General features: G+C 60.8%; 23 protein-coding genes and 1 pseudogene. 11 read left to right on the top strand and 13 right to left on the bottom strand.

Annotation, left to right across the window (positions count from 1 at the left end):
• Positions 1 to 79: 79 nt before the first annotated feature.
• The 7 genes from A7K61_RS23815 to A7K61_RS23785 all read right to left on the bottom strand — a co-directional run bounded on the left by A7K61_RS23815 (position 80) and on the right by A7K61_RS23785 (position 5648).
• Positions 80 to 1288: an amino acid deaminase gene (locus A7K61_RS23815; protein ID WP_069558493.1), complete on the bottom strand. Its 1209-nt coding sequence runs from the start codon at positions 1286 to 1288 to the stop codon at positions 80 to 82.
• Positions 1289 to 1297: 9 nt separating this feature from the next.
• Positions 1298 to 2062 carry an IclR family transcriptional regulator gene (locus A7K61_RS23810; protein WP_003191821.1) on the bottom strand — a complete coding sequence of 255 codons (765 nt, stop codon included), beginning with the start codon at positions 2060 to 2062 and terminating at the stop codon, positions 1298 to 1300.
• 164 nt (positions 2063 to 2226) lie between these two features.
• Positions 2227 to 2616: a RidA family protein gene (locus tag A7K61_RS23805; protein WP_032896881.1), complete on the bottom strand. Its 390-nt coding sequence runs from the start codon at positions 2614 to 2616 to the stop codon at positions 2227 to 2229.
• A 14-nt stretch (positions 2617 to 2630) separates the two neighbouring features.
• Positions 2631 to 3413 (bottom strand): amino acid ABC transporter ATP-binding protein, encoded by a 783-nt coding sequence (locus A7K61_RS23800; RefSeq protein WP_044274305.1) that lies wholly within the window; start codon positions 3411 to 3413, stop codon positions 2631 to 2633.
• Positions 3410 to 4072: an amino acid ABC transporter permease gene (locus A7K61_RS23795; protein WP_069558492.1), complete on the bottom strand. Its 663-nt coding sequence runs from the start codon at positions 4070 to 4072 to the stop codon at positions 3410 to 3412. Before A7K61_RS23795 ends, A7K61_RS23800 begins: the two co-directional genes overlap by 4 nt.
• A gap of 12 nt (positions 4073 to 4084) precedes the next feature.
• Complete coding sequence (locus tag A7K61_RS23790; RefSeq protein WP_003191828.1) at positions 4085 to 4747, bottom strand: amino acid ABC transporter permease; 663 nt, start codon at positions 4745 to 4747, stop codon at positions 4085 to 4087.
• A 52-nt stretch (positions 4748 to 4799) separates the two neighbouring features.
• Positions 4800 to 5648, bottom strand: coding sequence for a transporter substrate-binding domain-containing protein (locus tag A7K61_RS23785; RefSeq protein WP_034125742.1), 849 nt, complete (start codon positions 5646 to 5648; stop codon positions 4800 to 4802).
• A 330-nt stretch (positions 5649 to 5978) separates the two neighbouring features.
• On the opposite strand from A7K61_RS23785, the pseudogene A7K61_RS31670 reads away from it, so the two are divergent.
• Positions 5979 to 6257 (top strand): annotated as a pseudogene (locus A7K61_RS31670) (thioredoxin family protein); the annotation flags it as partial.
• A 43-nt stretch (positions 6258 to 6300) separates the two neighbouring features.
• On the opposite strand, the gene A7K61_RS23780 reads toward A7K61_RS31670, so the two are convergent.
• The 3 genes from A7K61_RS23780 to rpiB all read right to left on the bottom strand — a co-directional run bounded on the left by A7K61_RS23780 (position 6301) and on the right by rpiB (position 9775).
• A complete protein-coding gene (locus A7K61_RS23780) occupies positions 6301 to 7863 on the bottom strand; it encodes a TerC family protein (RefSeq protein WP_069558491.1) in 1563 nt (520 codons plus the stop codon).
• Positions 7864 to 8269: 406 nt separating this feature from the next.
• Positions 8270 to 9250, bottom strand: a complete 981-nt coding sequence (locus tag A7K61_RS23775) for a sugar-binding transcriptional regulator (RefSeq protein ID WP_069558490.1) — start codon at positions 9248 to 9250, stop codon at positions 8270 to 8272.
• Between the two features lie 63 nt (positions 9251 to 9313).
• The gene (gene rpiB, locus A7K61_RS23770; protein WP_032896873.1) at positions 9314 to 9775 is read right to left on the bottom strand and encodes a ribose 5-phosphate isomerase B; all 462 of its coding nucleotides are present in this window, start codon (positions 9773 to 9775) and stop codon (positions 9314 to 9316) included.
• A gap of 262 nt (positions 9776 to 10037) precedes the next feature.
• Between rpiB and A7K61_RS23765 the strand changes: the two genes are divergently transcribed.
• The 7 genes from A7K61_RS23765 (at position 10038) to dhaL (ending at position 17399) form a co-directional block, all read left to right on the top strand.
• On the top strand, positions 10038 to 11525 hold the full coding sequence (locus A7K61_RS23765; RefSeq protein WP_069558489.1) for a sugar ABC transporter ATP-binding protein: 1488 nt from the start codon (positions 10038 to 10040) through the stop codon (positions 11523 to 11525).
• Complete coding sequence (locus A7K61_RS23760) at positions 11522 to 12499, top strand: ABC transporter permease (protein ID WP_003191840.1); 978 nt, start codon at positions 11522 to 11524, stop codon at positions 12497 to 12499. Before A7K61_RS23765 ends, A7K61_RS23760 begins: the two co-directional genes overlap by 4 nt.
• Before the next feature lie 34 nt (positions 12500 to 12533).
• A complete protein-coding gene (locus A7K61_RS23755; RefSeq protein ID WP_047711061.1) occupies positions 12534 to 13541 on the top strand; it encodes a substrate-binding domain-containing protein in 1008 nt (335 codons plus the stop codon).
• A gap of 152 nt (positions 13542 to 13693) precedes the next feature.
• Complete coding sequence (locus A7K61_RS23750; protein WP_047711062.1) at positions 13694 to 14449, top strand: SDR family oxidoreductase; 756 nt, start codon at positions 13694 to 13696, stop codon at positions 14447 to 14449.
• Between the two features lie 27 nt (positions 14450 to 14476).
• Positions 14477 to 15592 (top strand): zinc-binding dehydrogenase, encoded by a 1116-nt coding sequence (locus A7K61_RS23745; protein WP_032876099.1) that lies wholly within the window; start codon positions 14477 to 14479, stop codon positions 15590 to 15592.
• A gap of 157 nt (positions 15593 to 15749) precedes the next feature.
• Positions 15750 to 16751, top strand: coding sequence for a dihydroxyacetone kinase subunit DhaK (locus tag A7K61_RS23740; RefSeq protein WP_069558488.1), 1002 nt, complete (start codon positions 15750 to 15752; stop codon positions 16749 to 16751).
• 3 nt (positions 16752 to 16754) lie between these two features.
• Positions 16755 to 17399 carry a dihydroxyacetone kinase subunit DhaL gene (dhaL, locus tag A7K61_RS23735; RefSeq protein WP_044274324.1) on the top strand — a complete coding sequence of 215 codons (645 nt, stop codon included), beginning with the start codon at positions 16755 to 16757 and terminating at the stop codon, positions 17397 to 17399.
• 133 nt (positions 17400 to 17532) lie between these two features.
• Here dhaL and sohB read toward each other — a convergent pair whose 3' ends face one another.
• Together sohB and A7K61_RS32775 are read right to left on the bottom strand one after the other, a co-directional pair.
• A complete protein-coding gene (sohB, locus tag A7K61_RS23730; protein WP_069558487.1) occupies positions 17533 to 18558 on the bottom strand; it encodes a protease SohB in 1026 nt (341 codons plus the stop codon).
• Between the two features lie 8 nt (positions 18559 to 18566).
• Positions 18567 to 18779, bottom strand: a complete 213-nt coding sequence (locus A7K61_RS32775) for a hypothetical protein (protein WP_138183563.1) — start codon at positions 18777 to 18779, stop codon at positions 18567 to 18569.
• On the opposite strand from A7K61_RS32775, the gene A7K61_RS23725 reads away from it, so the two are divergent.
• Together A7K61_RS23725 and A7K61_RS23720 are read left to right on the top strand one after the other, a co-directional pair.
• Complete coding sequence (locus tag A7K61_RS23725; RefSeq protein WP_047711066.1) at positions 18753 to 19463, top strand: histidine phosphatase family protein; 711 nt, start codon at positions 18753 to 18755, stop codon at positions 19461 to 19463. The two genes, A7K61_RS32775 and A7K61_RS23725, sit on opposite strands and share 27 nt — an antisense overlap.
• A 56-nt stretch (positions 19464 to 19519) precedes the next feature.
• The gene (locus tag A7K61_RS23720) at positions 19520 to 19834 is read left to right on the top strand and encodes an SCP2 sterol-binding domain-containing protein (protein WP_047711067.1); all 315 of its coding nucleotides are present in this window, start codon (positions 19520 to 19522) and stop codon (positions 19832 to 19834) included.
• A 128-nt stretch (positions 19835 to 19962) separates the two neighbouring features.
• Here the strand turns inward: A7K61_RS23720 and A7K61_RS23715 are convergent, their stop codons facing one another.
• Positions 19963 to 22599 carry a glucosidase gene (locus A7K61_RS23715; RefSeq protein ID WP_069558486.1) on the bottom strand — a complete coding sequence of 879 codons (2637 nt, stop codon included), beginning with the start codon at positions 22597 to 22599 and terminating at the stop codon, positions 19963 to 19965.
• A gap of 198 nt (positions 22600 to 22797) precedes the next feature.
• Here A7K61_RS23715 and A7K61_RS23710 point away from each other — a divergent pair, with 198 nt between their 5' ends.
• Entirely contained in the window at positions 22798 to 24174 is a 1377-nt protein-coding gene (locus tag A7K61_RS23710) for a VOC family protein (RefSeq protein ID WP_044274332.1), read from the top strand.
• Positions 24175 to 24220 lie beyond the last annotated feature (46 nt).

Raw genomic sequence — 24220 nt, 5'->3', positions numbered from 1 at the left:
CCCACAGTTGACCGTATCTCAACTGAAGGAATGCAGTTGAATGTGGGAGCGGGCTTGCTCGCGAAGGACGCGACGCGGTCTAGAAGCAGGTACGCAGAGACTCAACCACCTGCAACTGCTCATCCACCAGGCACCCCACCTGCCACTTGTCAAAGGTCAGGCAAGGGTGGGACGTACCAAACGAAATAATGTCGCCAATGCGCAATTCCACTCCCGGCGCCACGGTCATGAACGCATGCTGGTCCATCACCGCCGTGACCTTGCACCCGCTCACATCATCCCCTTGCGCAGGCACGATCCCGGCCCTGTAGCGCTTGAGCGGAACCGGCAAACCGGCGTCGTAGGCCACGTCGCGCTTGCCCAGGGCAACCACCGCAATACCAGGCTCCGGCAGCGACTGCACGTGTGCCCAGACTTCCATAGCCGGGCGCAGGCCCTCGTTGAGGTCGCTGCGGCGTTCGAGTACGCAGCACTGCGCTTCTTTGTAGATGCCATGGTCGTGGGCCACGTAACTGCCAGGGCGTAACACGCTGAGGAAGCGGCCGGCGGCGTTCTGCGTCTCGAACGACTCGGCGATCAGGTCGTACCAGGCCGAGCCCGATGCGGTGATGATCGGCTTGGGCAGGTCGAACAGGCCGCTGTCTTGCAGCTCGACCGCCAGGCTCACCAGGCTGGCGGCAAAGTTGCGAATGCCACTGATGGCATGCTCGCCGTGGATCACGCCTTCGTAACCCTCGATACCGGTGAGGGCCAATGCCGGCTGGGCCTGGATCGCCTTGGCCAGCTCACGCACTTCTTGCTCGCTGCGACAACCGCAGCGGCCGCCAACCACGCCGTACTCGATCATCACGTTAAGGCGCTGGCCACGGGCGGCGAAGAACAGGCCCAGGTCGGCGACGTTGTCCGGATGGTCGACCATGCAATGGAAGTCAAAATCCTTATCGGCCAGCAGGTCGGCGATCAAGGCCATGTTCGGCGCGCCCACCAGTTGGTTGGCCATCAGCACACGACGCACGCCGCTGGCGTAGGCTGCACGGGTCTGCACGGCGGTAGCCAGGGTGATGCCCCAGGCACCGGCAGCGATCTGGCGCTCGAACAGCGCGGGCATCATGCTGGTCTTGCCGTGGGGCGCCAGCTCGGCGCCGCTGCTGCGGACAAAGTCCTGCATCCAGCGGATGTTATGTTCCAGGGCATCACGGTGCAGCACCAGGGCCGGCAGGCTGACATCGCGAACCAAATGAGCACCGACGGCGGCGGCACCTTTTTCAACGGCATTGAGGGCAGACATGGAAAACTCCTATTCGTTGATGCGCCGGGCCAGGCTGTTGGCGCTGTCAATCAGTACCCGGCGATAGTCGTGGTAGTTTTTGCTGGCATCGGCCCGGGGGGCGACGATGCACAGGGTCGCGATGCTGATGCCCTGGGCATCGCGCACCGGGGCGGCAAAGCAATGGGTGAAGGTGTCGGCCACACTGTCGAAGGAGAAGAACCCATCCAGGCTGGCCTGGCGGATCTGCGCCAGGAAAGTGTCCAGCGGCAGGCGCAGGCCATCCGGCAGGATGAAATCGTCGGGGTCGATCAGGTCGACGATCTGCTGGTCGCTCAAATGCCCTAGCAACAAGCGCCCCGAGGCCGTCCACGGGATGGGCGCGTTTTCACCGATATCCGAAGATATACGGAAATGCCGCTGGCCTTCGCGCATCAGCGCCACCGTGTATTTGCGCCCGTTGAGCAGGCACATCTGCGCGGTTTCGTGGGTCTGGCTGACAATCTCCTGCAAGGCGTGGTCGGCCTCGCGGGTCAGGTCGAAGTGGCGCAGGTGTGCCTGGCCGAGGAAATACAGCTGCCGACCCAGGTACACGTGGCCGTCCTTGCCCACAGTCTCCAGGATGCGCCGTTCCAGCAACGAGGCGACCAGTTCATAGACCGTGGATTTGGGGCTGCCAATGCCACTGGCAATATCATTCGGGCGCAGGGGCTGGCCGATTTCCTTGAGAAAATCGAGGATATCGAACGCACGGTCCAGGCCTTTGGCGCGGCGTTTGATGGTGTCTTCGGTCATGGCGGTTCTGGCCCCGTCAAGTTGTTGGGTACGACACAATTCCCCTGTGGGAGGGGGCTTGCCCCCGATGAGGGAGTGTCAGTGAATACATTTTTGACTGACACACCGCTATCGGGGGCAAGCCCCCTCCCACAATTGATTTGTCGTGGGTTTAAAGTGGGTATTCAGCCCTTTTTCTTGTAGGCCACGCAATCGATCTCGACCTTGCAATCGACCATCATGTTGGCCTGCACGCAGGCGCGCGCCGGGGCGTGTTCCGGGGTGAAGTATTCACCGAACACCTTGTTGAAACTCCAGAAGTCCCGCGGGTCTTCAAGCCATACGCCCACCCGCACCACGTCCTTGAGCTCGTAGCCGGCTTCTTCGAGGATCGCCACCACGTTGCGCATCGTCTGGCGGGTTTGCTCAATGATGCCGCCATTGATGATTTCACCGTCCACCGCAGGCACCTGCCCCGACACATACAGCCAGCCATCGGCTTCCACGGCGCGGGCGAACGGACGTGGCTGGCCGCCACCTGCGGTGCTGCCGGTGCCGTAACGAGTAATGCTCATAAAGTTGCTCCTTGTTAAAAACGAATGTTCTTGAGAAATTCCGCCAGTCGCGGCGACTGCGGCCGTTCGAAGATATCCTTCGCGCTGCCCTGCTCTTCAATGCGGCCCTGGTTCATGAACACGATCTGGTCCGAGACCTCATAGGCAAAGCGCATTTCGTGGGTGACCAACAACATGGTCATGCCCTCTTCCGCCAGCCCCTTGATCACGCTGAGCACTTCGCCCACCAACTCGGGGTCGAGGGCCGAGGTGACTTCATCGAACAGCATCAGGCTGGGGTTCATGGCAATGGCCCGGGCAATGGCCACGCGTTGCTGCTGACCACCGGACAATTGGCCGGGAAAGTGATTGCGGCGTTCCAGCAGGCCGACACGGTCCAACCATTTTTCGGCCAGGGCTACCGCTTCATCCTTGCTCATCTTCTTGACCTTGAGCAAGCCGAGGGTAACGTTTTGCAGCGCGGTCAGGTGCGGGAACAGGTTGAATTGCTGGAACGCCATGCCGGTCATTGCGCGGTGCTGGGCAATCACCCGCTCCGGGTGGCGTACGCGCTTGCCGCCGACATCGCTGTAGCCGATGGACTCGCCGTCCAGGGTGATCTGCCCGCCCTGGAACTCTTCCAGCAGGTTCACACAGCGCAGCAAAGTGGTCTTGCCCGAGCCGCTGGAGCCGATCAACGTCACCACATTGCCGCGCTGCATGGACAGGTCGACGCCCTTGAGCACTTCCACCTGGCCGTATTGTTTACGCAGGCCACGTATGTCCAGCAGCGCTGGGTTGGTTTGAGCTTGGTTCATGGCAAGGCCACCCGCTTTTCAATGTAGCGCCCGAATAATTCGATGGCGTAGTTGATGACAAAGAACAGAAACCCGGCGAACAGGTAGAACTCCAGGGTCATGAAGGTGCGCGCAATCACCTGCTGGGTACTGAGCAGCAATTCGGCTACGCCAATCACCGACAGCAAGGTGGAAGCCTTGACGATTTCCGTGGAGGAATTGACCCAGGTCGGCAAGATCTGCCGCAGCGCCTGGGGCAACAGTACGTAGCCCAGGGACTGATAAAACGTCAGCCCAATGGCCTTGCCCGCTTCCAACTGCCCACGGGGAATGGCTTGCAGCGCACCACGCACGATTTCCGATACATGGGAGCCACAGAATAAGGTCAGCCCAACCGCACCGGCCTGAAACGCACTGATTTGCCAGCCAAGGGCCGGCAGCATGTAGAAACACGCCAACACCAGCACAAACACCGGCGTGCCACGGATCAAATCGACGTACAGACGGAACGGCGCGCGCATCCAGAATTTGCCGTAGGTGAGGATCAAGCCGGCGACGATGCCGATCAGGGTGCCAAAGATAATCGCCAGCGCCGAGACCGCCAAACTGGCCTGAAAGCCGGCCCAAAGGGTCTCGCGGGCGATCCACAATTCATGCAGCCAACTGGGGGATTCGTACATGGGGACCCTTCCTCAGCGACGGATAGCCAAACGCTGTTCCAGGTAACGGAGCAGCATGGCAATCAGGTAACAGGCAGCCACGTAGAGCGCGGTCGTGACCAGCCAGGTTTCAATCACCCGGTAGCTTTCGACGTTGATCTTGCGGGCGTAATAGGTCAGCTCCGGCACCGCGATCGCAGCGGCCAGGGAGGTGTCTTTGAACAGCGAGATGAAGTTATTCGAGAGTGCCGGCAACACGTTGCGCAGCATCACCGGCACGGTGATGTAAGCGCGGATCCGCCACTCGCCCAGCCCGATGGCCAGGCCGGCTTCACGCAAGCCCTTGGGAATATTCACCAGGCCTGCGCGGAACACTTCGGTGAGGTAGGCACCGGCATACAGCGACAGGGTGATGATGAACGAGGGGATCTTATCCAGGCGAATACCCAGGGAGGGCAAGGCAAAGTAGATCAACAGGATCAACACCAGGATCGGGGTATTGCGCACCACCGTCACATACACCGAGGCAAAAATACGCAACGCGCGGTGCCTGGAGAGCATGGCAAACGCCATCAACAGGCCGATCACGCAGCCGATGGCGATCGACAGCAACGCCAACTGCAGGCCCAGGCCGAGCCCCGCCAGCAAGGTGTCGAAATCACGCCAGACGGCGGCAAAGTTCAACTGATAGTTCATGGTCAGCAGTACCTGTATGGGGCGCGTTCAGGCACGCCCCTGCTGTTGCGGGTCACTTGAATTCCACGGGAAAACCAATCGCCGGTTCTGGCAGGTCCACGCCGAACCACTGCTTGAACGAGGCTTTGTAGGTGGGAAATTCCACACCGGTCATGGCTTCGTGCAGCGCGGTATTGACGAAGTTCAGCCAGTCCTGGTCGCCGCGCTTGACCGCGCAGGCGTAGGTTTGCGGGCTCCAGGCATAAGTGGGGCTGCGATAACGACCGGGGTTCTGCACCATCAGGTACTTGACCGAGGATTGGTCGGTGGCGGCGGCATCGGCGCGGCCTGAGTTCACGGCCTGGTACATCAGGTCAACGCTGTCGTACTGATCGACCTTGGCCTTGGGCAGTGCCTGATGCACCAGCTCTTCGGCATACACGTTCTGCAGCACGGCCACGGTAACGTCATCGCCTGCGGCTTGGAGATCTTCGATTTCCTTGTACTTGCTGTTGTTGGGCAGCAGCAGGCCGACGCCTTCGCGGTAGTACGGCAGGGTAAAGGCCACTTGCTGCGCACGGCTGGCGGTAACGGTGATGAACTGGCAGCTCATGTCGACCTTGTCGGTGAGCAGGTTGGGAATACGTGCATCAGACGACTGCACCACAAACTCCACCTTGCTCGGGTCATTGAATAAGCCTTTGGCCACGATGCGGCCGATGTCGATATCAAATCCCTGCAACTTGCCATCCGCTCCCTGGAAGTGCCACGGCGCATTGGTACTGCCTGTACCTACGATCAAGTGCCCGCGCTTGAGCACATCATCAAGCTTGCTGTCCGCCGCCTGCACCACGCTGGCGAGGGAAGCCGATGCGGCGACAAGAAAAACACACGCTTTGAATACGGAAGGTCGGTGATGCATGACAAGCACTCCAGGGATTGTTTATTCCGCTATACCGGAACCTAGTATGTAACAACGGAATAGACAGCAGAAAGTGTGCCACAGGCGTCAGAGGAAACCTATGGGAGTAAAAAATGCTTTATGGATCAGCGTGATAGGGATTGAAGCGGTAAACGGCATTGCGCCGTCAGTGGATGGCTTTGCTACGCAGCGCCCCACAACGGTGTTACTGGGCGCACCTGAATGATGCTAAAGGTGCCTAGCGCACGAAGAAGGACCTGTGAAGGTTGACAGTAGACCGGGACGATTTTCCAACTTAGCGTGAGCCAAGGAGTGACAAGGAGACGCCCGATGAACTACGTCAATGCGGTCATCGCAAATAAAGCCGAATTTGACCGCGAACTCGATACGGAGCAACCGGTATTCGTTGTGTTCATTTCCCATGATTGCGCGGCATGCACTGACGCAATGCCACGTTTCATGCGGATAAGCCAGCGCTACGAGGGCCAGGTCAAGGTGATGATCCTCGACTGTGTCGAAACCCCGCGTCATCCACGCGTGGACCGTATTCCAATGTTGCTGATCTATAAGGATCAACAATTGAAAGAAGCCGTTCCCGGACTCGGCGAGCAAGCGCTTGAAGAGGCGTTCAAGCGGTTCGCTCGCCTTCAGATCAAGGCGCCGTTAGCGGCGACAAACAGACCTGCGTCACCCTCCGCTCTTCCACCGCTGCCACCGTCAAGCGCCACCCCTCGTGCTCCAGGCTATCGCCCACAACCGGCAAACGATCCAATAGACTCATCACCAGCCCGGCCAGGGTCTGATAATCGTCCGTCGCCACGGCCTTGAAGCCGGTGCGTCGACTCACCTGATTAAGGTTCAAGGCCCCATTGGCACGAAAGCCCGCGCCCTCTTCGACAATGTCCGGCCCTTCGATTTCGCTGGCATCGGGCAATTCACCGGCGATGGACTCCAGGATATCCGTCATGCTCAACACGCCCATGAAGTCGCCGAATTCGTTGATCACGAAGGCGATGTGGGTGGACTCCTGGCGCATTTGCTCCAGGGCATTGAGGATCGAAAAACTCTCCAGCAGGTTGATCGCCCGACGCGCCAGGTGCTCCAGGTTCGGCTCATTGCCGGCCAGGTATTCCTTGAGCAATTCTTTCTTGTGCACGAAGCCCAGGGGTTCATCCACTGCACCGTTACGGATCAACGGCAAGCGCGAGTAGGACGAGTGCATCAGCTTCAAACGGGTCGCCTCGGGGTCGTCCGCCAGGTCGATGCAGTCAACCTTGGCCCTTGGCGTCATCAAGGTGCGAATAGGCCGCTCGGCCAGTTGCAGCACGCCGCTGATCATCACCCGCTCACGTCGGTCAAACAGCGGACCCTGGGCAGCATCCGGCTCGCCCAACAGGTCGGCTACGTCTTCACCCACCTCTTCCACCGCCAGGCTGCGGCCACCCAACAAGCGCATCACCGCGTGGGCGGTACGCTCACGCACTGGCAACACACCCTGGGCCGATTTTTTGCGACGGGCGCGGGCGATCTGGTTGAACACCTCGATCAGAATCGAGAAACCAATGGCCGCGTACAGGTAGCCCTTGGGAATATGGAAACCCAGGCCTTCGGCGGTCAGGGCAAAGCCGATCATCATCAAGAAGCCCAGGCACAGCATGATCACGGTCGGGTGCGCATTGACGAAACGGGTCAGCGGCTTGCTCGCCACGATCATCAGGCCGATGGACACGATCACGGCGATCATCATCACCGCCAGCTCGTCGACCATGCCCACGGCGGTAATCACCGCGTCGAGGGAGAACACCGCATCCAGCACCACGATCTGCGCGACGATCGGCCAGAACATTGCGTAAGCGACGTTGCCCTTGTGCTGCGCCACATGGCCTTCAAGGCGCTCATGCAATTCCATGGTGGCCTTGAACAGCAGGAATATACCGCCGAACAGCATGATCAGGTCACGGCCCGAGAAGCTCTTGTCGAACACCTCGAACAGCGGCTGGGTCAGGGTCACCAACCAGGAAATACTCGCCAACAGGCCCAGGCGCATCAACAACGCCAGGGACAAGCCGATCAACCGCGCACGGTCACGCTGCTCCGGTGGCAACTTGTCCGCCAGGATCGCGATAAACACCAGGTTGTCGATACCCAGCACCAGTTCCAGCACAATCAAGGTCGCAAGGCCAAGCCAGGCCGTGGGATCCGCTAACCATTCCATTTATAAATTCTCTGTCTTTAAAGGGTTCAGAACGCCGGGCACGGCAAAGTGCGGTCAGAAGACCGGGACAAGGTTAGTTGACGGAATACGGGGTGTTTGAGCGGGAACAGCGACAGCGGTGGTCTTGGGGAAAGACGACTGGGAGGCTCCGAGAGGGTGTTCATGCAAGTCCTGAGATGACAAAAGGACTTGAATCCTACATTCGAAATACAAATTTCCCACAGCGCAAAACTATTACAAAACCTGTATTTCAGGCTGAGATAAAACTCCTGTGGGGCGGGCTTGTGTGGGAGCGGGCTTGCTCGCGAATGCGGTGGCCCAGTCAAAGATTCAGTGACTGACACTCCGCTTTCGCGAGCAAGCCCGCTCCCACACAACCCCCTCCCACATTCTGATCTCTGTTGAGTCAGGATTTACGAGTGGCATCATCCAGCGCCAGGATGGTGTGGGCATTGGTGACGGTGGTCGCCAGCGTATTGATCACTCCCGAGCGCAACGCCCCCAAAGTCGCCGCCGCCTTGGTGTTCTCACTGGCAATCGCCACCACATCCGGGATGCGAAACAGCTCCTGCACCGTCAACCCAATCACGCGCCCTTGAATGGCGTTGACCGCCGGCTGGCCGTGAATGTCGATAAAGTCATAGCCCATCATGTCGCCCACGGTGCCAGACAGGCGCGCCTGGGCGATTTCCTGGGGCGAGAACCAGCCCATGCGCACCATGTTGCTGTTCTCGCTCATGTCGCCGATGCCGATCAGGGCAATATCGGCACGGCGGGCGCGGTCAAGGGTCGAACGCACCGTATCGTTGTTGATCAGCACCCCACGCAGCTCCGGGTTGGCCACCAGCGCCGGGGCGTAGAGGCTTTCACTCTCGCCACCAAAGCGCAGGGCCAGGCGACGGCAGATGTGGTCAGGGTTCATGTATTCGCCAGCCTTGAGCGAACCGCCGATGGCGCACACGAAGGTGCAGTTGCGGGTCACCGGCAGAAACACGTTGTCGGCCACCGCGCCGACGTTACGGCCCATGCCCACGGCCACGATCATGCCGTCGCCCAGGGTCTTGTTGAGGTAGTTGGCCACCAGGCTGGCGACCGCCGAGCGTTGGGTGTCGGGGTCGCTGTGGTCGACGGCGATCAAGGCGCGCTCGAGCTTGAAGCGCTCTACCAACGCCCGCTCCAGCTCGTTGTTCATCGCCGGATGCTGCAACACGCGCACCTCGACAATCCCTTCATCGCGCGCACGCTTGAGCAGGCGGCTGACCTTGGCCCGCGACAGGTCAAAGCGCTTGGCGATGGCCTCCTGAGTGACGTTCTCAAGGTAATAGAGCATCGCCACTTCGGTCATCTGATCGATATCACTGGCCATGCGCTGGGTACTGTCACTCATGGGGACGGGCTTCCGTTTCGGCGTCAAAGGCGCATTCTCCCGACTCTTGCCCCGCGCCGTCCACTACTGATGCCCATCACGCTCAATCGCATTGATGCGCTCGACCTTGGCCCCGGACCGCGCCGCTTCGAACTCCGAGGCCAAAAACGCACTGACGATGCTTTTGGCCAACTCCGCACCGATGACCCGCGCGCCGATGGAGAGGATTTGCGCATCGTTGCTCTTGCGCGCGCGCTCCGCCGAATAGGTGTCATGGGCCTGGGCCGCACGAATGCCCAGCACCTTGTTGGCCGAGATGGCCATGCCAATCCCGGTGCCGCACACCAGCACACCGAGGCGCTGTTGCCCGGCATTGATGGCCGTGGCCACGGCCAGGGCGATATCCGGGTACAGCACCGGCGCCGTTGAATGCGTACCGAAGTCGGTCACCGGGTATCCCAACCCCTCGATATGGCGCTTCAACAGCTCTTTGAGCTCAAAACCCGCTTCATCACATCCGATAGCCACCGGGAAAGGTGTGTTCATAGCGCCTGGCTCCACTGATCAAATGATCAATTAGTGAAATAACTCTCACGCATTTCGCAAGCATTCACCCCTTCATGTCAAGCGAGATTTAGCTGACCCGCCAGTCAAAGCCCTATATAACGGCAATCAACGGCTCGCAGATGAGAATCACACCTTTTAAGTGAAAGAGATTGACTGATCAGAATTTCATTTGATACACATATGATCACAGCGAAACATGACTGTGCGACCTAATAAGAATTCACAGCACGAGGACACGCCGATGGCCACGCCATTACTGCTCCAGGCTGAACATGTCGCCAAGGCTTATGCCGGGGTGCCCGCCCTGCGTGACGGGCGCCTTGCTCTGCGCGCCGGTAGCGTCCACGCCCTGTGCGGCGGCAATGGCGCCGGCAAGTCGACCTTCCTGAGCATCCTGATGGGCATCACCCAGCGTGACGCCGGCAGCATTCTGCTCAACGGCGCACCGGTGCAGTTCAATCGGCCAAGTGAAGCCTTGGCCGCGGGGATCGCGATGATCACCCAGGAGCTCGAACCCATCCCCTACATGAGCGTCGCCGAAAACATCTGGCTGGGCCGCGAACCACGCCGTGCCGGTTGCATCGTCGACAGCAAGGCCCTGAACCGCCGCACCCGTGAACTACTGGAAAACCTGGAGTTCGACGTCGACGCCACAAGCCCCATGCACCGTCTGAGCGTGGCGCAGATGCAACTGGTGGAAATCGCCAAGGCGTTCAGCCATGACTGCCAGGTAATGATCATGGACGAGCCCACCTCGGCCATCGGCGAGCGCGAGGCCGAAACCCTGTTCAAGGCCATTCGCCGCCTTACTGCACGCGGTGCCGGCATCGTGTACGTGTCCCATCGACTGAGCGAACTGGCGCAGATCGCCGATGACTACAGCATCTTCCGTGATGGCGCCTTTGTGGAAAGCGGGCGCATGGCCGATATCGACCGCGACCACCTGGTGCGCGGCATTGTCGGCCAGGAACTGACGCGCATCGACCACAAGGTCGGCCGCGAATGTGCGGCCAGCACCTGCCTGCAAGTCGATAACCTGAGCCGCAACGGCGAGTTCCACGACATCAGCCTGCAACTGCGCCGTGGCGAGATCCTCGGCATTTATGGGCTGATGGGTTCCGGGCGCAGTGAATTCCTCAATTGCATCTACGGCCTGACCGTGGCGGATTCCGGCAGCGTTACCTTGCAAGGCAAACCCATGCCCATCGGCCAGCCCAAGGCAACCATCGACGCCGGCATGTCGCTGGTCACCGAAGACCGCAAGGACAGCGGCCTGGTGCTGACCGGCAGCATCCTGTCCAACATTGCACTGTCGGCCTATAAGCGCCTGTCGAGTTGGTCGCTGATCAACGCACGCAAGGAAGCGCAACTGGCCGAAGACATGGTCAAGCGCCTGCAGATCAAGACCAGCTCCCTGGAGCTGCCGGTGGCGTCCATGAGCGGCGGCAACCAGCAAAAGGTGGTGCTCGCCAAATGCCTGTCCACCGAGCCGGTGTGCCTGCTCTGCGATGAACCCACCCGCGGCATCGACGAAGGCGCCAAACAGGAGATCTACCACCTGCTCGACCAGTTCGTGCGCGCCGGCGGCGCAGCCATCGTGGTGTCGTCGGAAGCCCCGGAGCTGCTGCACTTGAGCGATCGCATCGCCGTCTTCAAAGGCGGCCGGCTGGTCACCGTCAGCACCGACACCGCCCTTTCCCAGGAAGCCTTGTTGAGTCTTGCCTCATGAATGCCAAAACCATCGTCGCCCCCGTTACCGCCGCGCCGCGCAATCGCCTGCGCCTGTCCCTCGACCGCTTCGGCCTGCCGCTGGTGTTTATCCTGCTGTGCGTGGTGATGGCGTTTTCCAGTGAATACTTCATGACCTGGCGCAACTGGATGGACATCCTGCGCCAGACCTCCATCAACGGCATTCTCGCCGTGGGCATGACCTACGTGATCCTGACCAAGGGCATCGACCTGTCGGTGGGGTCGATCCTGGCGTTCGCCGGCTTGTGCAGCGCCATGGTCGCCACCCAGGGTTACGGCCTGTTGGCGGCGGTCAGCGCGGGGATGTTTGCCGGCGCGATGCTCGGCGTAGTCAATGGTTTTATGATCGCCAACCTGTCGATCCCGCCGTTTGTGGCCACCCTCGGCATGCTCAGCATCGCCCGGGGCATGACCTTTATCCTCAACGACGGCAGCCCGATCACCGACCTGCCCGACACCTACCTGGCCCTGGGCATCGGCAAGGTCGGCCCGGTGGGCGTGCCGATCATCATCTTCGCCGTGGTCGCGCTGATTTTCTGGATGGTGCTGCGCTACACAACCTATGGCCGTTATGTGTACGCGGTGGGCGGCAATGAAAAAAGCGCGCGCACCTCCGGCATTGGCGTGCGCAAAGTGATGTTCTCGGTGTACGTGGTCTCGGGCCTGCTCGCCGGGTTGGCCGGCGTGGTGCTGTCGGCACGCACCACCTCAGCCCTGCCCCAGGCCGGGGTGTCCTATGAGCTGGACGCGATTGCCGCAGTGGTGATCGGCGGCACCAGCCTGTCGGGCGGTACCGGCAGCATTGTCGGCACCTTGTTCGGGGCACTGCTGATCGGCGTGATCAACAACGGCCTGAACCTGCTCGGCGTGTCCTCCTATTACCAGCAGGTCGCCAAGGGCCTGATCATCGTGTTCGCAGTCCTGATCGACGTGTGGCGCAAGAAGAAACGCTGAAGAACGACCCATAACAATAACCGGAGTTCTACTTATGAAACTGGGTACCACCCTGGCCGCCGCGGCGGCCCTCTCCCTGCTCGCCAGCAGTATCGCCCTGGCCGCCGATGGCAAGACCTACAAGATCGGCGCGGCCGTCTACGGCCTCAAGGGCCAGTTCATGCAGAACTGGGTCCGCGAGCTCAAGGAACACCCGGCGGTCAAGGATGGCACCGTGCAATTGACCGTGTTCGACGGCAACTACGACGCCCTGACCCAGAACAACCAGATCGAAAACATGGTGACCCAACGCTACGACGCGATTCTCTTCGTGCCGATTGATACCAAGGCCGGCGTCGGCACCGTCAAGGCCGCCATGAACAACGACGTGGTGGTCATCGCCTCCAATACGAAAGTAGCCGATGCCAGCGTGCCGTATGTGGGTAACGACGACGTGGAAGGTGGCCGCCTGCAGGCCCAGGCCATGGTCGACAAACTCAATGGCAAGGGCAACGTGGTGATCATCCAGGGCCCGATTGGCCAGTCAGCCCAGATCGACCGGGAAAAAGGCGAGCTGGAAGTGCTGGGCAAACACCCGGACATCAAGATCATCGAAAAGAAAACCGCCAACTGGGACCGCGCCCAGGCCATGACCCTCACCGAAGACTGGCTCAACGCCCACCCCAAAGGCATCAACGGTGTGATCGCTCAGAACGACGACATGGCCCTGGGCGCCGTACAGGCCCTCAAGTCCCATGGCCTTACGTCCAAGGACGTGCCCGTCACCTCCATCGACGGCATGCCGGATGCGATCCAGGCGGCGAAAAAGGACGAAGTCACCACCTTCCTGCAGGACGCCCAGGCCCAGTCCCAAGGCGCGCTGGACGTGGCACTGCGCGCCCTGGCCGGCAAGGACTACAAGCCGCAATCGGTGATTTGGGAGCGCTATGCCAAGGATGTGAAATGGGCCGACGGCACGGCCAAGAACTACATCCTGCCCTGGGTGCCGGTGACCAATGCCAATGCGGATGCGCTGTACAAGCAAGTCAGCGGCGGTAAGTAACGGTTTCGACCTATTGATGCATCACACATGTGGGAGCGGGCTTGCTCGCGAATGCGGTGTGCCAGGCAGCACATTCGTCAACTGATCCACCGCATTCGCGAGCAAGCCCGCTCCCACAGTGGATTTTCACCATTTTCGAAATGGAGTCATTCATGTCTGGTTTCTGGAACCAAGCCTTCGACCTCAGCGGCCGTTGCGCGGTGATCACCGGTGGCGCCGCCGGCATCGGCCTGGCCTGCGCCACCTTGCTGGCGGAACGCGGCGCCCGAGTGGCGCTGCTGGACCGCGATCCGGCCGTGGTCGAGGTGGCCGCTAGCCTGGGTGCCGGGCACCTGGGCATTGCCGTCGACCTCGGCCAGGTCGGCCAGATACAACCCACCATCGACCGTGTATTCGCGAATTTCCAACGCCTGGATTACCTGATCAACAGTGCCGGTGTAGTGCTGCTGGACAAGGCCATCGAGGTCAGCGAAAGCGCCTGGGACACCACCCTGGACATCAACCTCAAGGCCAGTTTCTTCGTGGCCCAGGCCTGTGCCAGACATATGCTCGCCCAAGGCAGCGGGCGCATCGTCAACCTGGCGTCCCAGGCCGCCGTGATTGGCCTGGACCGTCACGTCGCCTACTGCGCCAGCAAAGCCGCGATCGTCGGCATGACCAAAGTGTTGGCCATGGAGTGGGCGCCGCAGGTGAACGTTAACGCCATCTCCCCCACCATCGTCGAAACCGCCCTGGGCAAAAAAGCCTGGGCCGGCGAGGTGGGTGAACGGGCCAAATTGCAGATCCCGGCGGGGCGCTTTGCCCAGCCGGAAGAAATCGCCGGGCTGGCGCTGTACCTGCTCAGCGATGCCGCGCAGATGATCACCGGTGCCAACATGGTGATCGACGGCGGCTACAGCATTCAGTAATTCATCGTTATGTCATGAGGTTTTGTCATGTCCACCGTCACCGAACGCACACCTGAACAACTCGCCCCAAGCATCCCGAAAACCATGCAGGCCGTGGTCTGCCACGGCCCGGAAGACTACCGCCTGGAAACCGTCGACGTGCCCACCCCCGGCCCCGACGAGATCCTCACCAAGGTCGAGCTGTGCGGCATTTGCATGGGCGATATCAAGACCTATCGCGGCGCGCCGTCGTTCTGGGGCGATGCCGAGCAACCGCGCTACGTGAAACCACCGATGATCCCCGGCCATGAGTTCGTGTGCCGCGTGGTCGCCCTTGGCCCAGGCGCCGAGAAGCGTGGCGTGGCCGTGGGTGACCGGGTGATCTCCGAGCAGATCGTGCCGTGCTGGGGCTGCCGCTTCTGTAACCACGGCCAGTACTGGATGTGCCAGAAGCACGACCTGTATGGCTTCCAGAACAATGTGCAGGGCGCCATGGCCCAATACATGATCTTCACCAAGGAAGGCATCATCCACAAAGTGCCGGAATCCATCGCCCCCGATGAAGCGATCCTGATCGAACCCTTGGCCTGCTCGCTGCACGCAGCGGAGCGCGCCAACGTCGACCATGACGACATCGTGGTGGTTGCCGGCGCCGGCACCCTGGGCCTAGGCATCATCGGTGCGGTGCGGTTGCGCAACCCCAAAAAGCTCATCGTGCTGGACATGAAACCCGAACGCGCCGCCCTCGCCCTGCGGATGGGCGCCGACGAAGTGTGGAACCCGGCCGAAGTCGATGTGTTGGCGAAGATCCGCGAGATCACCGATGGCTACGGCTGCGACATCTATATCGAAGCGACCGGGCACCACAAGGCGGTGAACCAGGGCCTGGCGATGCTGCGCAAGCTGGGGCGCTTTGTGGAGTTCAGCGTGTTCAATGACGAGGCTACGGTGGATTGGTCGATCATCGGCGACCGCAAGGAGCTGGATATTCTCGGCTCGCACCTGGGGCCGTATATGTACCCCAGGGCCATCGACTTTATCGGCAACCGCAAAATCGACATGCGCGATGTGGTGACCCACAAGTTTGCGCTGGCGGATTTCAAGGAAGCGTTTGCGGTGATGGAGCGCGGCGATAAATCGCTGAAGGTTGTGCTCGAACCCTGATTGCAGCGACAACACACAACCCTGTGGGAGCTGGCTTGCCTGCGATGACGGTGCACCAGATAAAAATGCGCCAACTGACACACCGCCATCGCAGGCAAGCCAGCTCCCACAGGGGAATAGTGCCGCCCCTTAGAACAAGAACACAGGAACCCGCGTTATGAATCGAGTCATCAACGATCCCGACCAAGTGGTCGAAGACATGCTGCGCGGCATCCTGGTCGCGCACCCTGAACTGCGTCAGTACGAAACCAACCCACGGGTCATCGTCAAGGCCAGGCCATCCGCCCAAGGCCGCGTCGGCATTGTCACCGGCGGCGGCTCCGGGCATGAGCCGGCGTTTCTCGGTTATGTAGGCCCAGGCCTGGTGGATGCGGTGGCCGTCGGCGAGATTTTTTCCTCGCCCACCGCCAAAAGCTTTTTCGACGCCTTCCGCGCTGCCGACCATGGTGCAGGCGTTGCCTGCCTGTATGGCAACTACGCGGGCGACAACATGAACGTGAAGCTGGCGATGAAAATGGCCGCCAGCAAAGACATGCGCATCCGTACGGTGGTCGCCAACGACGACGTGGCGTCCGCGCCCAAGGCCGACATCGCCAAGCGTCGCGGCGTGGCCGGGGAGATCTTCATGTGGAAGATCGGCGGTGCCGCCGCTGCCCAGCATTACGACCTGGACGGCGTGATTCGGGTGGCACAGAAAACCGTCGACCACTGCCGCTCGATTGGTATCGGCCTTACACCGTGCACCATCGCCGCGGTGGGCAAGCCCAACTTCCAGATTCCCGACGGCCAGATGGAACTGGGTATCGGCCATCATGGCGAACCGGGCATTGAAGTCGTCCCGATTGAACCGGCCGCCGCCATGGCCGAGCGCATGCTGGCGCCGATCCTCGCTGACCGCGATTTCAGCCAGGACGACAGCGTGGTGGTGTTGGTTTCTGGCCTTGGCGCCACGCCGGTGATGGAGTTGTATATTTTCTACGCCGAGGTGGAAAAACAGCTCAAGGCCAAAGGCTTGAAGATTCACCGTTGCTACGTGGGCAACTACTTCACGTCCCTGGAAATGATGGGCGTGACCTTGACCCTGCTCGGCCTCGACGACGAGCTGAAAACCCTGATCGACCAACCCTGCCGCTCCATCGGCATGACCCAGGCGGAGTGAACCATGAGCCAGCATTTTTCCACCCATGACGGTAGCGCCATTGTCGCCGACCTGGTCAGCGTGATCGTGGCCAACCGTGAGTACCTCAGCGAAGTCGACGGCGCCATAGGCGACGGCGACCATGGCATCAACATGGCCAAGGGCTTTGCCCATTGCGGCCGCACGATCCAAGGCCGCCAACTGACCCTGGCCGAAGCCCTGGACGAACTGACCCTGAGCCTGATGGAAGGCATCGGCGGCTCCATGGGGCCGTTGTATGGCAGCCTGTTTATCGGCATGGCCGACGAAGTGCGCGGCCGTGAAGACATCGACGCCGCCACCTTTGCTCACCTGCTGCGCGGCGGCTTGACCTCGTTGCAGGACATCACCGAAGCGGGCGTGGGCGACAAGTGCTTGATGGATACGTTGATCCCGGCGGTGGAGGCTTTTGAACGGGCGCAGGCGTCGGGAGCGTCGTTCAACGATGCGCTCGAAGCGATGAAAAGCGCTGCTTCTCAGGGGCGGGATTCGACGAAGGACCTGGTGGCCAAGATTGGCCGGGCCAGTCGTTTGGGTGAGCGTTCGCTGGGGGTGCTGGATGCGGGGGCGGTGTCGTGCTGCCTGATCCTTACGCAGTTGGCGGACTCGATTAAACCCCGTTTGACCTGACATGGCCGAAAACCAATGTGGGAGCGGGCTTGCTCGCGAAGGCGGAGTGTCAGCCAGCAAATCTATTGACTGATATACCGCATTCGCGAGCAAGCCCGCTCCCACAAGGGATTACCTGGTTTTCAGTACTGGCTTACCAGAACCGCTGCTGGGTCAAGCGGCTCCACCAAGTCAACAGCACCCGGTCCACCGAACCGCTGGCCGCCAGGCCAACGCGCTCTTGCAGGCTCTTACGCTCGGCATAGTGCAGGTGGAACACTTCGGCAGTTTTTGCCTTGGTCGCCAGGTATTCGTCGCTGGTTTGCAGCTCATCGACCAGTTGCTTGTCGAGGGCGGCGACGCCCAGCCACACTTCACCGGTCGCGACCTCGTCAATCGCCAACTGTGGGCGGTAACGCGAAACGAAGTTCTTGAACAACTGGTGGGTGATGTCCAGGTCTTCCTGGAACTTCTCCCGACCCTTCTCGGTGTTTTCGCCGAACACGGTGAGCGTGCGCTTGTATTCACCGGCAGTCAGCACTTCAAAGTCGATGTCGTGCTTTTTCAGCAGGCGATTGACGTTGGGCAACTGCGCCACCACGCCAATGGAGCCGAGAATGGCGAACGGTGCGCTGATGATCTTCTCGCCGATGCACGCCATCATGTAGCCGCCGCTGGCCGCCACTTTGTCGATGCACACCGTCAATGGCACGCCGGCCTGGCGGATACGCGCCAGTTGCGAAGAGGCCAGGCCATAGCTGTGCACCATGCCGCCGCCGCTTTCCAGGCGCAACACCACTTCATCCTTGGGCGTGGCCAGGCTCAGCAGTGCGGTGATTTCGTGGCGCAGACTTTCGGTGGCCGAGGCCTTGATGTCGCCCTCGAAATCCAGCACGAATACCCGTGGCTTGGCCTCGGGGTTCTTCTTGTCTTTCTTCTTTTCGGCTTTGCTTTCGGACTTGCGCAGGGCCTTGAGCTGGTCTTTGTCGAGCAGGCTCGACTCCAGGCGCTCGCGCAAACCCTTGTAAAAATCATTCAGCTTGCTGACCTGCAATTGGCCGGCGGATTTACGACGACCTTTGCTGCGCAGTGCTGCAAAGCTGATCAGTACCACCAGAATAGCGACCACCAGGGTGACGGTCTTCGCCAGAAAGCTCGCGTATTCGGCCAGAAAATCCATATGTCTCCTTAAAAAAAGCACTGCGCCAGGCGCGGATGGCCCCAGCATACCGACGCCACCGCGAAGGAGCCAGTGATCAAACCGCCAGCAGGCGGGCTCCAACGCGCTTTTAAAACAAGCGTATGTTTTTTCATTGACAGCTCGCAGGCATCCTCATAACCTCGCCAGACTTTCAACGTACCGGGAAAACGGACGTGGGCAGCATTTATCTGATTCGACATGGCCAGGCCTCCTTCGGTGCAGACGACTATGACGTCCTCTCGCCCGTTGGCGTGGAACAAGCGCAAGTGCTCGGTCGCCACCTGGCAGACCTGGGCATTGCCTTTGACCGCTGCATCGCCGGCGACCTGCGTCGCCAGCAGCACACCGCCAGCGCCACGTTCGATCAGTACCGCGCCCTGGGCTTGCCGGTGCCAGCATTGGAAACAGACAGCGCGTTCAACGAGTTCGACGGCGAAGCGATTATTCGCGGCCTGTTGCCCGACCTGCTCGGCAGTGAACCGGATGCCGTGCATATCCTGCGCAATGGCCCGCAGAACCGCAGCGAGTTCCAGCGCATTTTCGCCCTCATCATCGAACGCTGGCTGGCCGGCACCTATGATCCACCGGGGCTGGAAAGCTGGCTGGGGTTTGTCGAGCGGGTCCAGGGTGGCTTGCAGCGCATCCTTGAAGCCGCGAACCACACCGACAAAATCGCCGTATTCACCTCCGGCGGCACCATCACCGCCCTGCTCCACCTGATTACCCGAATGCCTGCCGCCCAGGCCTTCGACATGAACTGGCAAATTGTTAACACCTCGCTCAACCACCTGAAGTTCCGTGGTCGCGAGGTGGCACTGGCTTCCTTCAACAGTCATGCCCACTTGCAACTGTTGAAGGCGCCGCAGCTCATCACTTTCCGATGAACTGCGGCCAACCGTGACCCCAAGGTCACTGGACTCTACCCTTAAGGATCGAAACCATGACTGACGTAGCTAAAGCAGTAGAAGCAATGAAAGCCAAATTCAACCCAAGCGCTGCCGTAGGCTTGGACCTGGTATTCGGTTTCCGTATCGACGACAGCAAGAATTTCTCGCTGGTGGTCAAGGACCAGACCTGCGAACTTAAAGAAGGCGAAAACCCTGACGCTCAGGTCACCCTGGTGATGGACAGCGAAACCCTGGAAGGCATCGTCGACGGTTCCACCGACGGCATGCAAGCGTTCATGGGCGGCAAGCTGCGCACCGAAGGCGACATGATGCTGGCGATGAAGCTGAGCGAGCTGTTCCCTTCCTGATTCACGGGCAACCCTGAATCCCTGTGGGAGCGGGCTTGCTCGCGAATGCGCAGTGTCAGCTAATGCATCAGGCACTGAACCACCGCATTCGCGAGCAAGCCCGCTCCCACATTTGGTTTGCCGATTGCTTAAGGTTTTGGTTGCAACAGTAACGCCACCAATGCACTCCAGCCGGTCTGGTGTGAAGCCCCCAACCCTCGCCCTGTCTCCCCATGAAAATACTCATGGAACAACACCAGGTCACGGCTGGCCGGGTCCTCCTGCAATTGCGCATACCCCGCCATCGACGGCCGCACCCCGTTTTCATCCCTGAGAAACAACCGCGTCAGCCGCTCGCTGAGGCTGTCAGCCACCTCCTCCAGTGACGCCAGATACCCACTGCCCGTCGGGTACTCAACGGAAAAATGCTCCGCGTAATAGCGATGAAACTCGCGCAACGATTCAATCAGCATGTAGTTCACCGGCATCCACAGCGGCCCGCGCCAATTGGAGTTGCCGCCGTACAAGCGTGAGTCGGATTCACCGGGTTGGTAACTGGCACACAGGGTGTCGCCATTCATCTTCAGCGCCAGGGGCTGCTCAGCGAAGGCCTTGGACAGGGCGCGCACGCCAAAGGCCGACAAGAACTCCTGATCATCCAACATGCGCCGCAGCAAATCCTTGGTGCGTTCACCGCGCAGCAGCGCCAGCAACAGGCGGTTGCCCTGCCCCGGCTCGGTCCAGCGCGAAACCAGCCTGGCTAGGTCTGGCCGATGATGCATAAAACCCAGCAGGCGCTCGCGCAAGCCTTCCAGGCCTTCGTGCTCGCGCTGTTCCAGCACCAGCACCGCGAACAGCGGCATTAACCCGACGATGGAGCGCAGGCGCACCGGTTCGCTCTGACCATCAGGGCGGTGCAGCACGTCGTAGAAAAACTGGTCCTGCTCATCCCACAAGCCTTCGGCGCTGTCATCGACGCGGTTGATGGCGCCGGCGATGTAGAGGAAATGCTCGAAAAACTTCACAGCAATATCCACATACACCCCATTACGCTTGGCCAGTTCCAGGCCGATGCGCATCAGGTCCAGGGCATAGGCCGCCACCCAGGAGGTGCCGTCGGCCTGGTCCAACTGGTAGCCCGGCGGCAACGTGGCCGAACGGTCGAACAAGGCGATGTTGTCCAGGCCCAGGAAACCGCCCTGGAACAGGTTGCGGCCCTCGGCGTCCTTGCGGTTGACCCACCAGGAGAAATTCAACAACAGCTTGTGAAAGATCCGCTCCAGAAAATCCATGTCACCCACGCCGGTCAGCGCCTTGTCCTGCTGATACACGCGCCAGCTAGCCCAGGCATGCACGGGCGGGTTGGCGTCGTCAAAGCGCCATTCATAGGCCGGCAATTGGCCGTTGGGGTGCATGAAGCGGTCCTTTACCAGCAACAACAGCTGTTGCTTGGCGTAACCAGGATCGATCAGCGCGATGGCCACTGCCTGGAAGCCTTGATCCCAGGAGGCGTACCACGGGTACTCCCAAGTGTCGGGCATGGAGAGGATGTCGAAGTTGGACAGGTGCCGCCAATGGGTATTGCGGATGTGCAAGCGCTCGGGCGGTGGCGCCGGCTGGGCCGGGTCACCGTCGAGCCACTGGTTCACGTCAAAATAGTACAACTGCTTGGACCACAGCAGGCCTGCCAGGGCCTGGCGTTGCACATTGCGCGCATCGTCATCGGTAAGGCCCTGTTGCAAGACCGCGTAGAAGTCATCGGCCTCCTGGCGGCGCTGTTCGAACAGCTTGCGCGCATTGACATCGGGCGAGTCCACAGGCGCAAAGCGCAGGTAAAGGGTTTTGCTTTCCTGGCCCGCCAGTTCAAGGGTGAAATGCGCGGCCACTTTGGTGCCCGCGTCCCGGCGAATGGCCGACTCAACCCCGCCCACCACGTAATCGTTGATCCCATCCTTGAACGGCCCCGGCGCCGGTTGCCCGTCCAGTTTGGGTCGGTTGGTCTGGTTTTCACAGAACAGCCATTGCACCCCCTCCTGGCCCCAGGCGCTGAGGTGGCGATCATCGAGTTCATGATGAAGGGCCAATACGCGCTCACCGTCCAGCGTCAAGCTGGGCTTGGGTGCATCGAGCGTCCAGCTCCAGTCATTGCGCGCCCAGAGCTGGGGCAGTACCTGCAGGCGTGTGGGTTGGTCCGAACGGTTATGCACGGTGACGCGCATGAAGATATCGTCGGGCTGATGCTTGGCGTATTCGACGCAGATGTCGCAGTAGTGGTTGTCTGCAAACGCACCGGTATCGAGGATTTCATACTCGGCGTCCGTCAGCCCGCGACGGGCGTTTTCGGCGATCAGGTCGGCGTACGGAAAGGCCGCATGGGGGTATTTGTAGAGCATGCGCATGTAGGCATGGCTCGGCACGCCATCGACGAAAAAGTACAGTTCCTTGACGTCTTCACCGTGGTTGCCTTCGGCGTTGTTGAGGCCGAACAGGCGTTCCTTGAGGATTGCATCGCGCTCGTTCCACAGCGCCAGGCCCAGGCACCAGCGTTGGGCCTTGTCACTGAAACCGGCCAAGCCGTCCTCGCCCCAGCGATAGGCGCGGCTGCGTGCGTGCTCATGGGGGAAGTAGGCCCAGGCGTCGCCGTCGGCGCTGTAGTCTTCGCGCACCGTGCCCCATTGGCGTTCACTCAAGTACGGGCCCCACTCGCGCCACCGCTCGGCGTGTTGCGTTGCCAGGCGCTGGCCTTCAATGGTGCCCAGCAGGTTGGTTGCGGGTTTGGCCGTCATCGGGTCCTCCTTCACCTACACAGTGAGGCGCAGTGTAGAGCGCAATGACGCCCGCTTGCACATGAAGACTTGGACGCAGGGTCAACTCATTCATTTGCAGAATGAAGTCCAGAGGAATCTTCGTTTGCAAGCCAGCCGGCGGCTCAACAAAATCAGGCAAAGGCCACGTTCATCGCTCCAGTCATCAGGAATTTTTCTATGCACGCCACCGCCCATGTCAGCCCCGACGAGATCCGCAAGGGTTTTTCCAAGGCCATGTCCGACATGTATCGAGATGAAGTGCCCTTGTATGGCGCGCTGCTGGAATTGGTGGCCGAGACCAATGCCCGCGTGCTCGACAGCGAACCGGCCCTGGCGCACCACCTGCAACGTACCGGCGAAATCCAGCGCCTGGACATGGAACGCCACGGCGCCATCCGCCTGGGCACCGCTGCGGAACTGGCAACCATCAGCCGTTTATTCGCGGTGATGGGCATGCAACCGGTGGGCTACTACGACCTCACCCCCGCCGGCGTGCCCGTGCACTCCACCGCCTTTCGCGCCGTACATGAACACGCGCTGCAAACCAGCCCGTTTCGCGTGTTCACCTCATTGCTGCGCCTGGAACTGATCGAAAACCCCGACCTGCGCGCCTTCGCCGAAAGCGCCCTGGCCAAGCGCTCGATCTTTACCGCCGAGGCCTTGGCCTTGATCGAACAAGCAGAAACCCAAGGCGGCTTGAATGCCAGCGACGCTGAGGCTTTTATCCGCCAGGCCCTGGAGACGTTCCGCTGGCACCACACTGCCACGGTCACCGGTGCCCAGTACCAGCAACTCAGCGACCAGCACCGCCTGATCGCCGATGTCGTCGCCTTCAAGGGCCCGCACATCAACCACCTCACCCCACGCACCCTGGACATCGACCAGGTGCAGGCCGCCATGCCCGGCAAAGGCATCACCCCCAAAGCCGTGATCGAAGGCCCACCCCGGCGCCAGTGCCCGATCCTGCTGCGCCAGACCAGCTTCAAGGCCCTGGACGAACCCATCGCCTTCACCGACGCCCACGGCAGCCACAGCGCGCGCTTCGGCGAAATCGAACAACGCGGCGTCGCGCTCACGCCTAAAGGCCGTGCCCTGTACGACCAACTGCTGAACGCCGCCCGCGACGAACTCGGCACCTTCCCCAATGAAGCCAACGCCGAACGCTATGTGCACTTGATGGAGCAGCACTTTCACGCCTTCCCCGATAACTACCCGCACATGCGCGAACAGGGCTTGGCGTATTTTCGCTACTTCGTCACCGATAAAGGCCTGGCAGCACGCAGCCAGGCCGACCAGCCCCGCACATTGGAGGGGCTGGTCAACGCCGGCCATGTGGCGGTGGAACCGCTGGTGTACGAGGATTTTCTGCCGGTCAGTGCGGCGGGAATTTTCCAGTCAAACCTGGGGGATGGGGCGCAGAGTCACTACGCAGGCAACTCCAACCGAGCGGCCTTCGAACAGGCGCTGGGGCGCAGGACGATTGATGAGTTGCAGTTGTATCAGCAGACGCAGCAGCGCTCTATGGATATATGCGTTGAAACGCTGTTGAAATGACTGGATGCACGCCCCAACGCCAAGCGTCACGGCCTTAATGGTAACC

Source organism: Pseudomonas sp. AP42, assembly GCF_001728935.1.
Lineage (GTDB): Bacteria > Pseudomonadota > Gammaproteobacteria > Pseudomonadales > Pseudomonadaceae > Aquipseudomonas > Aquipseudomonas lactis.
This window is presented reverse-complemented; position numbering and strand designations above follow the sequence as displayed.

What these genes read in the sequence shown, in the direction of transcription:
- A7K61_RS23815 (WP_069558493.1), bottom strand. Translation starts at nt 1,288, where the DNA reads ATGTCTGCCCTCAATGCCGTTGAAAAAGGTGCCGCCGCCGTCGGTGCT.
- A7K61_RS23810 (WP_003191821.1), bottom strand. Translation starts at nt 2,062, where the DNA reads ATGACCGAAGACACCATCAAACGCCGCGCCAAAGGCCTGGACCGTGCG.
- A7K61_RS23805 (WP_032896881.1), bottom strand. Translation starts at nt 2,616, where the DNA reads ATGAGCATTACTCGTTACGGCACCGGCAGCACCGCAGGTGGCGGCCAG.
- A7K61_RS23800 (WP_044274305.1), bottom strand. Translation starts at nt 3,413, where the DNA reads ATGAACCAAGCTCAAACCAACCCAGCGCTGCTGGACATACGTGGCCTG.
- A7K61_RS23795 (WP_069558492.1), bottom strand. Translation starts at nt 4,072, where the DNA reads ATGTACGAATCCCCCAGTTGGCTGCATGAATTGTGGATCGCCCGCGAG.
- A7K61_RS23790 (WP_003191828.1), bottom strand. Translation starts at nt 4,747, where the DNA reads ATGAACTATCAGTTGAACTTTGCCGCCGTCTGGCGTGATTTCGACACC.
- A7K61_RS23785 (WP_034125742.1), bottom strand. Translation starts at nt 5,648, where the DNA reads ATGCATCACCGACCTTCCGTATTCAAAGCGTGTGTTTTTCTTGTCGCC.
- A7K61_RS23780 (WP_069558491.1), bottom strand. Translation starts at nt 7,863, where the DNA reads ATGGAATGGTTAGCGGATCCCACGGCCTGGCTTGGCCTTGCGACCTTG.
- A7K61_RS23775 (WP_069558490.1), bottom strand. Translation starts at nt 9,250, where the DNA reads ATGAGTGACAGTACCCAGCGCATGGCCAGTGATATCGATCAGATGACC.
- rpiB (WP_032896873.1), bottom strand. Translation starts at nt 9,775, where the DNA reads ATGAACACACCTTTCCCGGTGGCTATCGGATGTGATGAAGCGGGTTTT.
- A7K61_RS23765 (WP_069558489.1), top strand. Translation starts at nt 10,038, where the DNA reads ATGGCCACGCCATTACTGCTCCAGGCTGAACATGTCGCCAAGGCTTAT.
- A7K61_RS23760 (WP_003191840.1), top strand. Translation starts at nt 11,522, where the DNA reads ATGAATGCCAAAACCATCGTCGCCCCCGTTACCGCCGCGCCGCGCAAT.
- A7K61_RS23755 (WP_047711061.1), top strand. Translation starts at nt 12,534, where the DNA reads ATGAAACTGGGTACCACCCTGGCCGCCGCGGCGGCCCTCTCCCTGCTC.
- A7K61_RS23750 (WP_047711062.1), top strand. Translation starts at nt 13,694, where the DNA reads ATGTCTGGTTTCTGGAACCAAGCCTTCGACCTCAGCGGCCGTTGCGCG.
- A7K61_RS23745 (WP_032876099.1), top strand. Translation starts at nt 14,477, where the DNA reads ATGTCCACCGTCACCGAACGCACACCTGAACAACTCGCCCCAAGCATC.
- A7K61_RS23740 (WP_069558488.1), top strand. Translation starts at nt 15,750, where the DNA reads ATGAATCGAGTCATCAACGATCCCGACCAAGTGGTCGAAGACATGCTG.
- dhaL (WP_044274324.1), top strand. Translation starts at nt 16,755, where the DNA reads ATGAGCCAGCATTTTTCCACCCATGACGGTAGCGCCATTGTCGCCGAC.
- sohB (WP_069558487.1), bottom strand. Translation starts at nt 18,558, where the DNA reads ATGGATTTTCTGGCCGAATACGCGAGCTTTCTGGCGAAGACCGTCACC.
- A7K61_RS32775 (WP_138183563.1), bottom strand. Translation starts at nt 18,779, where the DNA reads ATGTCGAATCAGATAAATGCTGCCCACGTCCGTTTTCCCGGTACGTTG.
- A7K61_RS23720 (WP_047711067.1), top strand. Translation starts at nt 19,520, where the DNA reads ATGACTGACGTAGCTAAAGCAGTAGAAGCAATGAAAGCCAAATTCAAC.
- A7K61_RS23715 (WP_069558486.1), bottom strand. Translation starts at nt 22,599, where the DNA reads ATGACGGCCAAACCCGCAACCAACCTGCTGGGCACCATTGAAGGCCAG.
- A7K61_RS23710 (WP_044274332.1), top strand. Translation starts at nt 22,798, where the DNA reads ATGCACGCCACCGCCCATGTCAGCCCCGACGAGATCCGCAAGGGTTTT.